4 protein-coding genes are annotated in these 16,141 nt (G+C 74.7%); all 4 read left to right on the top strand.

The annotated features are described in order from the left end of the window. A partial coding sequence (locus ABD327_RS31445; RefSeq protein ID WP_344455999.1) for a phosphopantetheine-binding protein occupies window positions 1-539 on the top strand: 539 nt, incomplete at its 5' end. A gap of 68 nt (window positions 540-607) precedes the next feature. Further along, window positions 608-5,374 (top strand): condensation domain-containing protein, encoded by a 4,767-nt coding sequence (locus tag ABD327_RS31440; RefSeq protein ID WP_344455997.1) that lies wholly within the window; start codon window positions 608-610, stop codon window positions 5,372-5,374. Window positions 5,375-5,509: 135 nt separating this feature from the next. Beyond that, window positions 5,510-15,883, top strand: coding sequence for an amino acid adenylation domain-containing protein (locus ABD327_RS31435; protein ID WP_344455995.1), 10,374 nt, complete (start codon window positions 5,510-5,512; stop codon window positions 15,881-15,883). Beyond that, window positions 15,880-16,086 carry an MbtH family protein gene (locus ABD327_RS31430; RefSeq protein WP_344455993.1) on the top strand — a complete coding sequence of 69 codons (207 nt, stop codon included), beginning with the start codon at window positions 15,880-15,882 and terminating at the stop codon, window positions 16,084-16,086. Before ABD327_RS31435 ends, ABD327_RS31430 begins: the two co-directional genes overlap by 4 nt. The last annotated feature ends 55 nt before the right edge of the window (window positions 16,087-16,141 follow it).

Here is a 16,141-nt window from a genome sequence, read left to right as displayed (position 1 = left end):
CCGCCCACCCGGCGGTCGCCGAGGCGGCCGTCGCGCTCCGGGAGGACCTCGGCGGCGCGCCCGGCCTCGTCGGCTACTACCGGTCGTCCGGCCTGATCACCGCGGACGAGCTGCGGGACCACGCGGCCGGGCGGCTCGCGTCCTACATGGTGCCGACCGCGTTCGTCGCGGTCGACCGCTTCCCCACCACCCCCAACGGCAAGCTCGACCGGGCGGCGCTGCCGCTGCCCGTGCTCGAGCCGGCGGAGCCGGAGGCCGGCCCGGCCGAGGACGCGCCGCTCGGCCGGATCGAGGGCCTCATCGCCGGGGTCTGGTCGGAGGTGCTGGAACGGCCGGGCATCACGGCCGACGCCAACTTCTTCAAGCTGGGCGGCCACTCGCTGCTCGCCATCAAGCTGGCCGCCCGGGTCCGCGCCGAACTCGGGCTGCGGCTGCCCGTGCGGGAGGTCTACCAGAACCCGCTGCTGCGGGACCTCGCCGCACGGATCGAGGCCCTGCTCGCCGAAGCGGTGGCCGACCAGCGACCCGCCGCCGTCTGACGCCCGGCGGGGGAGGCCCCGCCGTCCCCGCCGGGCGAGCCATTCCGGGAACCGTTCAGGAGGACCCCTTGATCCCGTTGTCGTACGCACAGCGCCGGCTGTGGTTCCTTAACCGGCTGGAGGGCGCGTCCTCCACGTACAACGCGCCCGTCGTGGTGCGGCTGGACGGCGTGCCGGACGCGGCCGCCCTCGCCGCCGCGCTCGGCGACCTGGTGGCACGGCATGAGGTGCTGCGCACCGTGCTCCCGGTGGCGGACGGCGAACCGTACCAGAAGGTCCTGGACGTCCCCGGCGGTCTGCTGACCGTCGTGCCGTGCGCCGCCGCTGAGGCCGACACCCTGGTGCCGGAGTTCTGCGGGGAGACGTTCGACCTGCTCGTGGACCTCCCGCTGCGGGTGAAGCTGTTCGTGACGGACGCGGGAACGTCCGTGCTGGTGCTCCTGCTGCACCACGCGGCGACCGACGGCTGGTCGCTCGGCCCGCTGCTGCGCGACCTCGCCGAGGCGTACACGGCGCGCCTCGCGGGAGAGGCCACGGGCCGCGAGCCGCTGGAGGTCCAGTACGCCGACTACGCGCTGTGGCAGCGGGACCTGCTCGGCGAGGCGTCCGACCCCGACAGCGAGGCCGCCGAGCAGCTCGAGTACTGGAGGGCGGCGCTGGACGGCGCTCCCGAACGGCTGGCGCTGCCCGCCGACCGGCCGCACCCCGCCGAGCCGTCGGGACGCGGCGGCCTGGCCGTCGGCCGGATCGGCCCCGGCACGCACGCCCGGCTCCGCGCGCTCGCCCGCGAACGGCGGGCCAGCCTGTTCATGGTGCTCCACGCGGCGCTGGCCGCGGCGCTCGCCACCGCCACCGGGCAGCGGGACGTGTCGATCGGCACCGCCGTGGCGGGCCGGTCCACCGAGGAGGCGCTCGAGGACGTCGTGGGCTTCTTCGTCAACACGCTCGTGCTGCGCACCGAAGTGCCCGGCGGCCTGGCCTTCGGAGAGCTCGTCGGCCGGGTGCGGGAGAGCGACCTCGGCGCGTTCGCACACCAGGACCTGCCGTTCGACCTGCTCGTCGAGCACCTCAACCCCGAGCGCTCCCCGGGACGGCACCCGTTCTTCCAGGTGATGCTCACCCTCGACGGCGCCCCGGCGACCGGCTTCGACCTGGGCGGCGTCCCCGGCCGGATCGAACCGGTCGACCTGCGGGCCGCCAAGTTCGACCTCACCGTCTTCTGCGCCGAGATACCGGACGCGGGCGGGCTGGAGATCTGGTGGCAGTACGCGGAGGACCTGTTCGACTCCGGCACCGCCCGGCTGCTGCTCGACCTGTTCACCCGGGTGCTGGAGGCCGTCGCGGCGGACCCCGCCGTCCGGGTCGACGCCTTGGACGTGCTGTCGGCCGAGGAGCGGGCCGGCCTGGAAGAGCGGCGGCGCGAGCAGGTCCCGGCCGCCGATGCCGAGCCGTCCGCCGCGCCCGCCTCCGCCGTGACGCTCACCCCGCGGCAGGAGATCCTCGCCGGGCTGTTCGCCGAGGCGCTCGGCCTGCCGTTCGTCGGCGGGCACGACAATTTCTTCCGCAGCGGCGGGCATTCGCTGCTGGGGGTGCGGCTGGTGAACCGGGTTCGGGCGGTGCTCGGGGTCGAGGTGGGGATCCGCGACCTGTTCCTGACGCCGACGGTGGTGGGTCTGGACGCGCGGATCGGGGAGGCGGCGGGGGCGGGCCGCCCCGCCCTGACGCGGGTGGACCGTTCGGGTCCTCTGCCGCTGTCGTTCGCGCAGCGGCGGTTGTGGTTCGCGCACCAGCTGGAGGGCCCGGGACGGTCGTACAACATTCCGGTGGTCCTGCGGCTGGACCGGCCGGTCGACCCGGTGGTGCTGGAGCGGGCGCTGGGCGATGTGGTGGAGCGGCACGAGGTGCTGCGGTCGGTGTTCACCCTGGTGGACGGCGAGCCGTACCAGGATGTCCGGAACGGGGTCCGGCCCCGGCTGGAGCTCGTCCGGACCACTGAGGCGGAGGCCGAGGCGGTGGTGGACGGCCTCGCCGGATACACATTCGACGTCGGGGCCGAGCAGCCCATCCGGGCCGCGCTCGTCGAGACCGTCGAGGGCGGCCGGATTCTGGTGGTGGTGCTGCACCACATCGCGGGTGACGGCTGGTCGCTGGGCCGGCTGCTGGCCGATCTGGGTGAGGCCTACGGCGCGCGGGCGGCGGGTGAGGCTCCGGGGTGGGGGCCGCTGCCGGTGCAGTACGGCGACTACGCGGTCTGGCAGCGGGAGCTGCTGGGGAAGGCGTCGGATCCCGAGAGCCCGCTCTCACGCCGGCTCGCCTACTGGAGGGAGACGCTGGACGGGGCGCCACCGGTACTGGAACTCCCGGGGCACCGGGCCCGGCCCGCCGTGGCCGGCCACCGCGGCGACCTCACGGTCTTCGAGCTCGACGCCGCCGCGCACCGGACGCTCGCCCGGCTCGCCGCCGCGTCGGGCGCGACCCTGTTCATGGTGGTGCAGGCGGCGTTCGCGGTGGTGCTGAACCGGCTCGGCGCGGGTGAGGACCTGCCGATCGGCACCGTCGTCGCTGGACGCGACGACGAGGCGCTGCACGATCTGGTGGGGTTCTTCGTCAACACGCTGGTGCTGCGGACGGACGTGTCGGGCGACCCGACGTTCACGGAGCTGGTGGAGCGGGTCCGCTCGACCGACCTGGCCGCCTACGCGCACCAGGAGGTGCCGTTCGACCTGCTGGTGGAACGGCTGAACCCGGTCCGCTCCGCCGCGCACCACCCGCTCGTGCAGGTCATGCTCAGCGTCCAGACCGACTTCCGGCAGGAGATGGGGGACTCTCCGCTGGCCGGCTCGGAGGTCTCCATCGACAGCGGTGCGGCGAAGCTCGACCTCACCGTCGCGATCCGCGAACGCAGGGATCCGCTCGGCGCTCCGGACGGGCTGCTCGGAGTCGTCGAATGCGCCGCCGACCTCTTCGATCCGGGCACCGCCGACCTGGTGGCCCGTCTGCTCAACCGGGTCCTGACCGCGGCCGCCGAGGCGCCCGGCAGCCGGATCGCCGACCTCGAACTCGCCGATCCCGGGGAACCCGCCGCCGCTCCCGCGCTCCCGGCACGTCCCGACGCGACGCTGCCCGCGCTGTTCGCCACCCGCGCGGCCGAGCGGCCGGACGCGGTCGCCGTGGTCGCGGAAGACCTCAGCCTCACCTACGCCGAACTGGACGCGGCGTCCGCCGCCGTGGCCTCCAGGCTGACCGACCGGAACGTCGGCAGGGGCTCCGTCGTCGCCGTCCTGCTGACGCGCGGCCTGCCGCTGGCGGTCGCCGTCCTGGCGATCGCCCGCAGCGGGGCGGCTCACGTCCTGCTCGACCCGGACGCCGACCCGGCGCCGCTGCTCGCGGAGAGCCGCGCGGACCTGCTGGTCTGTGCGCCGGGCCACCGCCCGGCCGGCGGACCGCCCGTGCTCCTGATGGACGCCGAACACGTCGATCACGCCGGGAAGCCAGTTGCTCCGTGCGGTGATCCTGGCGAGCCCGGTGATCCCGGCGACGCGGTGTGCGTGATGCTCGCCGAGGCCGGGCCCGGAGAGGTGCGCGCGGTGCTCGCCTCGCACCGGGCGGTGGCCGCGGCGACCGCGGACGCGGGAGAACACGTCCGGCTGCAGTGGGGGCCGGTGTCGTGGGGGTCGTTCGCCGCCGAGTTCTGGGGAGCCCTGGCCTCCGGGGGGACGTGCGTGCTGGCCCCCGAGGCGCGGCCGTCCGCCGCGCGGATCGCCGACCTGGTCGTCGCGCACGGGGTGACGGCGCTGGCACTGCCCGCCAGAGTCCTCGGGCACCTGGCGGACACCCGTCCGGAGGCGCTCTCCGGACTGCGGGAGGTCGTCGTCACCGGGACGCCGGAGCACGAGGGGCAGCGGGCCCGGATCTGCCGGCTGCTCGACGGCGCACGGGTCGTGCCCGCGCCCGACCTCTCCGGCCACCCCCTGGAGAGCGCGCGCCGGTACGTCCTGGACGCCCGGCTCCGGCCGGTGCCCGCCGGGGCTCCCGGTGAGCTGTACCTCGCGGGCGACGGCCTCGCCGAAGGCTTCCCGGCGGCTCCGGGGAGGTCGGCCGAGAGGTTCGTCGCCGATCCGTTCCGTCCCGGCGGAGGACGCATGCTGCGGACCGGGGCCCTGGTGCGCCGGGTCGAGGACGGCACGCTCCGGCATCTGGGACCGGTGGCCGATCCGCTGACGCCGCGCCCCGACACCGGGGCCGTCGAGGCGGTGCTGCTGCGGAGCCCGGGCGTCCGGGACGCCGCCGTGGTCCTCCGCGACGGACGCCTCGTCGCCTACGCCGTCCCCGCTCCGAACGCCGACCTCGCCGGGCTGCGGGACCATGTGGCCGGGACGCTGGCCGGGCCACTGGTGCCGTCGGCGGTCGTCGTGGTGCCCGCCCTGCCGCTCGACGCCCACGGCGAGCTCGACGACGCGGCGCTGCCGGCGCCGGAGGAGGCCGCGTCACGGGGCCGCGCGCCGAGCGGCCCCGTCGAGGAGTTCCTGGCGGCCCTGTTCACCGAGCTGCTCGACGGCCGTCCCGTCGGCGTCGACGACAACTTCTTCAAGTCGGGCGGTTACTCGCTCCTGGCCATACGCCTCCTCAACCGGATCCGGGCGACCTTCCCCTGCGAGATCACGCTGCGGGACGTCTTCCAGGCGCCGACCGTCGCGGCTCTCGCCGCCCGCCTCCAGACCTCCGTTCCTCCGGAGCCGTCCGCCTCTCCCGCCCCGGCCGCCGAGGCGCGTCCAGCGCTGCGCCGCCGCACCCGAGGCGGCGCACGCCTTCGCGACGAAAAGGTTCCGGGATAGGTCCGCTATCACGGGCCTATCCCCCCGCTATCTGCCGCCCGACCTGCCCTTTCTTGGAAAAGTCCGGAAATAACCTGCTGGTGAACGGCCGTCGGCCATCCGAAAAGCACACAGCTCCGAGCCGGAGGACCTCCCATGGCGTCAACCATCACCACCGCGACCGCGAGGGCCTCGGTCGTCCTGGACGGCGAGCCCCTGGACGCGCCTCCCGAGGCGGTGCTCGACCGGCTCGCCGCCCGGGCGCTCGAGCACCCGGACCGCACGGCCCTGGAGCACGGCCCCGACCGGCTCGACTACGCCGGGCTGCTCGCCGCGGTCGCCGGGCGGGCCGAGGAGCTGGCGGCCGGGGGCGCGGGCCCGGGACGGCTGGTGGCGGTGCGGGGGGAACGCGGCATCCCGGCGATCGTGACGATCCTGGCGGTCCTGCGGACCGGGGCCGCCTACCTGCCGCTCGACCCGGACGCCCCGCCCGCCCGGACCTCGGCGATCCTCACCGACGCCGCCGGCGGGACGGACGCGCCGGAGCCCGGGGAGGACGGCGCGTCCGTCCTCCCCGGCCCGGGCGTTCCGGCCGGGACCGCCTACGTGATCTACACGTCCGGCTCGACCGGCACCCCCAACGGGGTGGTCGTCGGACGGGAGGCCCTGGCGCACTTCGTCGCCGGCGCGGCCCGCGCCTACGGGATCGGCGGCGGCGACCGGGTGCTCCAGTTCGCCCCGCTGCACTTCGACGCCAGCGTCGAGGAGGTCTTCGTGACGCTCTGCGCCGGGGGGACGCTGGTGCTGCGCACCCCCGACATGCTCGACGTGCCCGGCCTGGTCGCGGGCTGCGCCGAGCACGGCGTCACCGTCCTCGACCTGCCCACCGCCTACTGGCACGAGCTGGCCTACGCGGTCTCCACCGGGGTGGCCGCGCCGCCGCCGGACCTCCGCCTGGTGATCATCGGCGGGGAGGCGGCGATGCCCGAACGGGTCGCCCGCTGGGGGCGGGCGGTCGGCGACCGGATCCGGCTGCTCAACACCTACGGGCCGACCGAGGCGACCGTCGTGGCGACCGCCGCCGACCTGACCGGCTTCACCGGCGGCGAGATCCCGATCGGCCTGCCGCTGCCGGGCGTGCGCGCCGCGCTGGTCGACGACGAGCTGTGGCTGCTGGGCGGCGGGCTCGCCCGCGGCTATCTCGGCCGCGCGGCGCTGACCGCGCGGCGCTTCACCGAACTCGACGGGGAGCCCGCCTACCGCACCGGCGACCGGGCCGTGCTGCGCCCCGACGGGAGCCTGGGCTACCTCGGCCGGATCGACGACGAGGTCAAGATCAGCGGCTACCGGATCGACCCGCTCGCGGTGGAGGCGGTGCTGCTGGAGCACCCGGCGGTCCGGGAGGCCGCGGTCGTCGTCCGCACGCTGGACGACCGGACCCGGCGGCTCGCCGCCTATGCCGTCCTCGTCGGCCCCGCCGACCCGGCCGGGCTGCGCGCCCACCTCGCCGCGCACCTCCCGCCGCCCGCGGTGCCGGGCACGGTGACCGAGCTGCCCGTGATGCCGCGGAACGGCACCGGCAAGATCGACCGGGCGTTCCTGCGCTCACTGGCCCCCGGGAGAGTCCAGGCGGCACCCGTGCCGCACGTCCCCGAAGAACCGGCCGTCCATGAAGAACCGGACACTTCTGAGGACGAACGCATCCCGCTGTCGTATGCGCAGCGGCGCCTGTGGTTCCTCAGCCGGTTCGAAGGCGGGTCATCCGCCTACAACATGCCCCTGGTGCTGCGCTTCACCGAGGTCCCCGATCCGGTCGCCCTGGAAGAGGCGGTCGCCGACCTGCTGGAACGCCACGAAGTGCTGCGGACGGTGCTACCGGAGGCCGGCGGGGAGCCGTTCCAGCTGGTGCTCGACCGGGCCGACGGGGTGGTCTCGACGGTCGGGTGCGCCCCCGCGGAGCTCGACGGCCTGGTCGCCGCGTTCTGCGACGAGAGCTTCGATCTTCGGACCGACGTCCCGATCCGGGTGCGGCTGTTCACCGACGGGACCGGCGGTTCCGTCCTGGTCGTCCTCCTGCACCACGTGGCCGGCGACGGCTGGTCGATCGGCCCGCTGCGGCGCGACCTGGCCGCCGCCTACACCGCCAGGCTCACCGGGCGGGCCCCCGGCTTCGAGCCGCTGCCCGTCCAGTACGCCGACTACACGCTCTGGGAGCAGGAGGCGCTCGGGTCGCCCGACGACCCGGGAAGCGTGCTCGCCCGGCAGATCGAGTTCTGGCGGACGGCCCTGGAGGGGCTCCCGCGCGGCCTGGACCTGCCCGCCGACCGGCAGCGGCCCGCCGAGCCCGGCTACCGCGGGGCCACCCTCACCGCCCGGCTCCCCGCGGACGCGCAGCGCCGGCTGCTGGAGCTGGCCGAGGCCCGGGGAGCGAGCCCGTTCATGGTCGTGCGGGCCGCGCTCGCGGCGGCGCTGGCGCGGGTGGGCGCCGGTCACGACCTCGCGATCGGGACCCCGGTGGCGGGCCGTTCCGACGAGGCGCTGAGCGACCTCGTCGGCTTCTTCGTCAACACGCTCGTGCTGCGGGCCGACGTCTCCGGCGGGCCGTCCTTCACCGAGCTCGTCGACCGGGTCCGGGACGCCGACCTGGCGGCCTACGCCCACCAGGACCTGCCGTTCGACCTGCTCGTCGAACACCTCAACCCGGTCCGGTCGCTGTCCCGCCACCCGTTCTTCCAGGTGATGCTCACCCTCGACGGCCCCGACACGCCCCGGGGCGAGGTGCCGTTCGGGCCGCTCACCGGCCGGCTCGAGCCGGCCGGGCTGGAGACCGCCAAGTTCGACCTGAGCGTCTCGTGCGCGGCGGGCGGCGACGGGCTGGAGATCTGGTGGCAGTACGCGGTGGACCTGTTCGACTCCGGCACCGCCAGGCTGCTGCTGGACGTCTTCGTCCGGGTGCTGGAGGCGGTCGCCGCCGACCCCGGACGCGGGGTCGACACCCTCGACGTGCTGTCGGCCGAAGAGGAGGCGGGACTGGCCGCGCGCAGGGAGCGGGCGGCGGAGGCCCGCGCCGAGGGCCCGCCCGCCGCGGTCGTGCAGGGCCGGGCGCTCACCCCGCGCCAGGAGGTCCTCGCCGCGCTGTTCGCCGAGGTGCTCGGACTCGCCTCCGTCGGGGGCGGCGACGACTTCTTCGCCCTGGGCGGGCATTCGCTGTTGGGGGTGAGGCTGGTGAACCGGGTCCGGGCGGTGCTCGGAGCCGAGATGGGGATCCGCGACCTGTTCCTGGCACCGACGGTGGTGGGCCTGGACGCCCGGATCAGCGAGTCGGAGGAGGCGGACCGTCCCCCTCTCGCGCCGGTGGACCGCTCGGGCCCGCTGCCGCTGTCGTTCGCGCAGCGCCGTCTGTGGTTCGTCAACGAGCTGGAAGGCCCGGGACGGTCGTACAACATCCCGGTGCTGTTGAAGCTGGACCGGCCCGTCGACCCTGCGGTACTGGAACTGGCGGTGGCTGACGTGCTGGAACGCCACGAGGTGCTGCGGTCGGTGTTCACCGTGGTGGACGGCGAGCCCTACCAGCGGGTACTGCCCCACGCGCGTCCGGAGGCCGAGGAGGCGCCGGAATCCCGTGGGATGCGGAGGCCGGTGTTCACCGTGGACGGCGAGCCCGGTCGGCGGGTGCCGCCCCGGGTGTGCCCCGAGATCGAGGTCGTCCGGGTAACGGAGGACGAGCTGTGGCCGACGCTCGACGGGCTGGCCGGACACGCGTTCGCCGTGGGGGAGGAGCTTCCCGTGCGGGTCTCGCTGGTCGAGGCGCCGGAGGGCGGCCAGGTCCTGGTGGTGGTGCTGCATCACATCGCGGGTGACGGCTGGTCGCTGGGCCGGCTGCTGGCCGATCTGGGTGAGGCCTACGGTGCGCGGGCGGCGGGGGAGGCTCCGGGTTGGGGGTCGCTGCCGGTGCAGTACGGCGACTACGCGGTCTGGCAGCGGGACCTGCTGGGTGAGGCGTCGGATCCCGAGAGCCTGCTCTCACAGCGGCTCGCCTACTGGAAGGACGCCCTGGCAGGGGCCCCGCCGGTGCTGGAACTCCCCGCCGACCGGCCGCGCCCGGCCGAGCCCGGCCACCGTGGCGGCTCGGTCCTGTTCACCCTCGACCCCGACGTCCACGCGGGCCTGGGCCGGATCGCCGCGGAGTCGGGCGCGACCCTCTTCATGGTGGTGCAGGCGGCGTTCGCGGCGCTGCTGTCCCGGCTCGGCGCGGGCACGGACCTGCCGATCGGGACGGTGGTGGCCGGCCGCGACGACGAGGCGCTGCACGATCTGGTGGGGTTCTTCGTCAACACGCTGGTGCTGCGGACGGACGTGTCGGGCGATCCCACGTTCACGGAACTGGTGGAGCGGGTCCGGGCGGCCGACCTCGCGGCCTACTCCCACCAGGACCTGCCGTTCGACCTGCTGGTGGAGCACCTGAACCCGGTCCGCTCCGCCGCGCACCACCCGCTCGTGCAGGTCATGCTCGGAGTCCAGGACGAGCCCGCGCCGGAGCCCGCCGCTCTGGCGGGCGAGGAGTGGCCCGTCGACACCGGGACCGTCAAGTTCGACCTCTCCCTCACCCTCGCCGTCCGCCGCGATACCTCCGGCGCCGTCCTCGCCTGCGACGGCGGCCTGGAGTACGCCGCCGACCTGTTCGACCGGGAGACCGCCGACCTGCTGGCCGCGAGGCTCGTCCGCCTCCTCACGGCGGTGGCGGCCGACCCCGGCCTGCCGGTCGGCGCGATCGACCTGTCCGCCCCGGGAGAGCGGGAACTCCCGCCGCCCGCCACGCCGCCCGGCGACGTCCCGGACGGCGGCCTGCACCGGCTCTTCGAGGAGAGGGCGCGCCTCGAGCCCGACGCGGTCGTGCTGACCTGCGACGGCGTCCCGATGACCGGCGCCGGGCTCAACCGGAGCGCGAACGTCCTGGCCCACCGGCTGCTCGCCGCGGGAGTGGCGCCGGGCGACACGGTCGGGGTGCTGGCGGAACGGGGGGCCGCCCTGGTCGCCGCCACCCTCGCCGTCCTCAAATGCGGAGCCGCCTACGTTCCGGTCGACCCGCGGCTGCCCGAGGCCCGCGCCCGGATGGTGCTGGAGGATTCGGGCAGCACCGTCCTGCTGGCGGACGCCGGCCACCTCGCCGACGGGATCGTCGCCGCCGAACGGGCGGCCGGCACCCGGATCATCGAGGCCGACCGGCCCGTCGAACCCGGCGATCCGGACACCGATCCCGGCCTGCCCGTCCCGGAATCCGCCTTCGCGTACGTGATGTTCACGTCCGGCTCGACCGGGCGGCCCAAGGGCGTCGGCGTCTCGCACCACAACGTCAAGCGCCTGGTCTTCGACCAGATCTGGGATCCGGCCCGCCACGAGCGGATGCTGGTGCATTCGGCGTACGGGTTCGACGCCTCGACCTATGAGTTGTGGGTGCCGCTGCTGCGCGGGGGCCGGCTGGTGGTGGCCCCCGGCGACGGCGCGGACGTACACGAGATGGCGCGGGTGATCGCGGACGAGGGCGTGACGGCCGCGTACTTCACGGCCGGTCTGTTCCACCTGATGGCGGAGACCGAGCTGGAGTCCCTGGCCCTGCTGAAGGAGGTGTGGACGGGCGGCGATGTGATCTCCCCTGCGGCGATCCAGCGGGTGCTGGACCATTGTCCGGACACCGTGGTGGTCCACAGCTACGGCCCCACCGAGACCACCTTCGCGTCCCACCACCAGACGTTCGGGACCGGCGACCGCGAGCTGCGGGGTGTCTTCCTCGGCGAGGCGTTCGGCGACGTGCGGGCGTACGTGCTGGACGAGCGGATGCGGCCCGTCCCCCTCGGGGGGATCGGCGAGCTGTACCTGGGCGGCCCGCAGGTGGCCCACGGTTATCTCGGACGGTCCGGGCTCACCGCCGGAAGGTTCGTCGCCGACCCGTTCACCGGAGACGGCTCCCGCATGTACCGGACCGGTGACCTGGTCCGCTGGACGACCGGCGGTGAGCTGCGCTTCCTCGGCCGAGCCGACGGCCAGCTCAAGCTGCGCGGGTTCCGGATCGAGCCGGGAGAGGTCGAGCACGCGATCCGGTCGGTCGCGCCCGGCGTCGGCCAGGTCGCGGTGACCGTCCGGGAGGACCGTCCGGGCGACAAGCGCCTCGTGGCCTACGTGGTCGCACCGGACGGGTTCGACGCGCAGGAGGCGCGGACCGCGGCCGCCCGGCTGCTGCCGGAGTACATGGTGCCCGACGCGGTCGTCGTCCTCGACGCCTTCCCGCTCACCCCGAACGGCAAGCTCGACCACCGGGCGCTGCCCGCCCCGGTCCGCGCCGTCGGCGGCCGAGGCCCGCGCACTCCCCGAGAGCGGATGCTCCTCGACCTGTTCGCCGACGTCCTGGGCGTCACCGGAGCCGGGATCGACGACGGCTTCTTCGACCTCGGCGGCCACTCGCTGCTCGCCGTCCGGCTGGTCGCGCGGATCCGTGCGGCGCTCGGCGTCGAGATCGGCGTCCGCGACGTGTTCCAGGCCCCGACCGTCGCCGGGCTCGACGCCAGGATCGGAGAACGGGCCGGCGTCGCGCCGCGACCGGGCCCGACCCCGGTGGACCGCTCGGGCCCGCTGCCGCTGTCGTTCGCGCAGCGCCGTCTGTGGTTCGCCAACGAGCTGGAAGGCCCGGGACGGTCGTACAACATCCCGGTGGTGCTGAAGCTGGACCGTCCCGTCGACCCTGGGGTGCTGGAAGCGGCGCTGGGCGACGTGCTGGAACGCCACGAGGTGCTGCGTTCGGTGTTCACCGTGGTGGACGGCGAGTCCTACCAGCGGGTACTGCCCCATGCCCGTCCCGAGGTGGCGGTGCTGCGGCCCGAGCCGGACGAGCTGTGGCCGCTGCTCGACGCCCTCACCGGCCACGTCTTCGCGGTCGGCTCGGAGCTCCCGCTGAAGGCCGCGCTGGTCGAGGCCGAAGAGGGCCAGGTCCTCGTGCTCGTGCTGCACCACATCGCGGGTGACGGCTGGTCGACCGGGCGGCTGCTCTCCGACCTGGGGGAGGCGTACGCGGCACGGGCCGCGGGCCGGGCTCCGGGCTGGACCCCGCTGCCGGTGCAGTACGGCGACTACGCCGTCTGGCAGCGGGGCCTGCTCGGCGATCCCGCCGATCCCGGCAGCCTCGCCGCCCGCCGTCTGGAGTTCTGGCGGGACACGCTCGACGGCGCCCCGCCGGTGCTGGAACTGCCCGCCGACCGGCCGCGCCCGGCCGATCCCGGCCACCGCGGCGGCCATGTGCCGTTCGCCCTGGACTCCGGCACCCGCGACGCGCTGGCCCGCATCGCCGCCGACACGGGCGCGACCCTCTTCATGGTCTTCCAGGCGGCGTTCGCGGCGGTGCTGTCCCGGCTCGGCGCGGGCACGGACCTGCCGATCGGCACCGTCGTCGCGGGCCGCGACCACGAGGACCTCGACGGGATCGTCGGCTTCTTCGTCAACACCCTGGTGCTGCGCACCGACACCTCAGGCGACCCGTCCTTCACGGACCTGCTCGCCCGGGTGCGGGACGCCGACCTGGCCGCCTACGAGCACCAGGACCTGCCGTTCGAGCTCCTGGTGGAGGGGCTGAACCCGGTGCGGTCGGCCGCCCGCCACCCGCTGTTCCAGGTCATGCTCCTGCTCACCGAGAGCGGGCCCGGCCTCGAGGGCTCCCCGCTGTCGGGAGCGGAATGGCCTGTCGACACCGGTGCCGTCAAGTTCGACCTGACACTCGCGGTCGACGTGCGCCGCGACGGGACCGGCGCGGTCGAGGGGATCGGCGGCTCACTGGAGTACACCGCCGACCTGTTCGACCGGGAGACCGCCGAACTGCTGGCCGCCCGGCTGGCGCGCTTCCTCACCACGGCGGCATCCGACCCCCGGCGGCCGATCGGCGACGTCGACCTGCTCGGCCCCGGCGAGGACGCGCTGGTCCTGGGCGCGCCGACCCGGGGGGAGACCCCGTCCGGAAGCGTGCACGAGCTGTTCGCGGAACGGGCGCGCAGAACACCCGACGAGGTGGCGGTCGCCTGCGGCGGCGAGGAGCTGCCATACGGGGAGCTGGACCGGCGGGCGAACAGGTTGGCACACCGGCTGATCGCGGCCGGTACGGACCCGGGCACGGCGGTCGGCGTCCTGGTACGGCCCGGAGCCGCCCTGGTCGTCGCGACGCTCGCCGTACTGAAGTGTGGAGCCGCCTATGTCCCGGTCGATCCGCGGCTGCCCGAGGCCCGTGCCCGGCTCGTCCTGGAGGACTCCGGCTCCGTGGCCCTGCTGACGGACGACGAGGAGCGGGAAGCGATCCTCGCGGCCGGTATCCCGGTCGTCCCCGTGGACGGTCCTTCGCACGGGCCGGACACCGATCCGGAAGTGTCGACCGGCCCTGACGCGCTCGCGTACGTGATGTTCACGTCCGGCTCGACCGGGCGGCCCAAGGGCGTCGGCGTCACCCACCGGAACGTCGTCAGCCTGGTGTTCGACCGGTGCTGGGACCCCGCCCATCACGAGCGGATGCTGGTGCATTCGGCGTACGGGTTCGACGCCTCGACCTATGAGTTGTGGGTGCCGCTACTGCGCGGGGGCCGGCTGGTGGTGGCCCCGGGCGACGGTGCGGATGCGCGTGAGATGGCGCGGGTGATCGCGGACGAAAAGGTGACGGCCGCGTACTTCACGGCCGGCCTGTTCCATCTGATGGTGGAGACCGAGCTGGAGTCCCTGGCTGTGTTGAAGGAGGTGTGGACGGGCGGCGATGTGATCTCTCCCGCGGCGATCCAGCGGGTGCTGGACCATTGTCCGGACACGGTGATGGTCCACAGCTACGGCCCCACCGAGACCACCTTCGCCACCCACCACCAGCGCTTCGAGACCGGAGACCGGACGTTCGACGGCGTCCACCTGGGCGCGCCGCTCGACGACGTGCGGGCGTACGTGCTGGACGAGCGGCTGCGGCCCGTCCCCCTCGGCGGCGTCGGCGAGCTGTACATCGGGGGGCCCCAGGTGGCACGCGGCTACCTCGGACGGTCCGGGCTCACCGCCGGAAGGTTCGTCGCCGACCCGTTCGCCGGAGACGGCTCCCGCATGTACCGGACCGGTGACCTGGTCCGCTGGACGACCGGCGGTGAGCTGCGCTTCCTCGGCCGAGCCGACGGCCAGCTCAAGCTGCGCGGGTTCCGGATCGAGCCGGGAGAGGTCGAGCAGGCCCTGGAGACGCTGCCCGGCGTGGGCCGGGCCACCGTGATCGTCCGCGAGGACCGTCCGGCGGACAGGAGGCTCGTCGCCTATGTGACCCTCGCAGAGAGCCCGGACGACCCTGCACCGGATGGCCCCGCACCGGACGGCGCGGCGCTGCGTGCCGGGACGGCCCGGCTGCTGCCGGAGTACATGGTGCCGTCCGCGGTCGTCGTCCTTGACACCTTCCCGCTCACCTCGAACGGCAAGCTCGACCACCGGGCGCTGCCCGCCCCGGTCCACGCCGCCGGCGGCCGCGGGCCGCGCGACGCGCGCGAACGGCTGCTGTGCGCGCTGTTCGCCGAGGTGCTCGGGGTCGAGCGGGTCGGGCTCGACGACAACTTCTTCGACCTCGGCGGGCACTCGCTGCTGGCGACCCGGCTCGTCGCCCGGATCCGCGCGGCCCTCGGCCTGGAGCTGGGAGTGCGCGACGTGTTCCGGACGCCGACCGTCGCCGGGCTGCTGGACGACCCGGACGACGCGCCCGGCGGCGCCCTGGACGTCCTCCTGCCGCTGCGCGCCACGGGCTCCCGCACCCCACTGTTCTGCGTGCACCCCGGCGCCGGGATGAGCTGGTCGTACGCCGGGATGCTCCCGCACCTCGGCCCCGACCAGCCGGTGTACGGGCTGCAGACCCGGGCGCTGGCCGAGCCCGGGTACCGCGCCGAAAGCGTCGAAGCGCTGGCCGAGGAGTACCTCGCCGCCGTCCGCAGGGTGCAGCCGGCCGGCCCGTACCGGCTGCTCGGCTGGTCGTTCGGAGGGCTGGTCGCGCACGCCATGGCCGTCGCGCTCCAACGGGACGGCGAGGAGGTGGAGCTGCTGGCGCTGCTCGACTCCTACCCGGTGCCGCCGGGCGAGACGGTGAGCGGGCCGGAGATCGTCGAGATGCTGGTCGGCCCGCCCGGCCAGGACGGGGAGGAGTTCCCGCCCGGCTTCTTCGACCGGCTGGACGTCCCGGCCGTCGCCCGGGTGCTGCGCCACCGCGACCCGGTGCTCACGGCCTTCACCGACGCCGAGGCCGCGGCCCTGGTCGAAGCGGCGGCCCACCACGCGCACCTGATGTGCGCCCACCGACCGCGGGTCTTCACGGGAGACCTGCTGTTCTTCACCGCGGTGGAGAACCAGGGCGGGAACCCGCCCGCACACGACCTCTGGAACCCCCACCTGAGAGGAGAGGTGATCGACCATCCCATCGGCTCCCCCCACCTGAGGATGACCGATCCTCAGCCCATCGCGCAGATCTGCGCAGTGCTTTCACGGAGGCTGACATGACCAATCCGTTCGACGACGAGGCCGGCGTCTTCCTGGTCCTCGTCAACCATGAGGGCCAGCACTCCCTGTGGCCCGCGTTCGCCCCCGTCCCCGGCGGCTGGACCGTCGCCCGGGCGGAGGGCACCCGGAAGGACAGCCTCGAGTACATCGAGGCGAACTGGACCGACATCCGCCCCAGGAGCCTGGTCGCCCAGTACTCCTGACGACTCCGCCCCTCCCGCCGACGGCGGCCCGGACGCGCACCACGCGCGGCGGGCC

The organism is Actinocorallia aurantiaca (assembly GCF_039533685.1).
Lineage (GTDB): Bacteria > Actinomycetota > Actinomycetes > Streptosporangiales > Streptosporangiaceae > Actinocorallia > Actinocorallia aurantiaca.
The sequence above is the reverse complement of the archived record's forward strand: the minus strand, read 5'-3'. Positions and strand labels throughout refer to the sequence as shown.

Excerpts from the sequence above, each read along its gene's own strand:
- ABD327_RS31435 (WP_344455995.1), top strand. The coding sequence starts at position 5,510 with ATGGCGTCAACCATCACCACCGCGACCGCGAGGGCCTCGGTCGTCCTG.
- ABD327_RS31430 (WP_344455993.1), top strand. The coding sequence starts at position 15,880 with ATGACCAATCCGTTCGACGACGAGGCCGGCGTCTTCCTGGTCCTCGTC.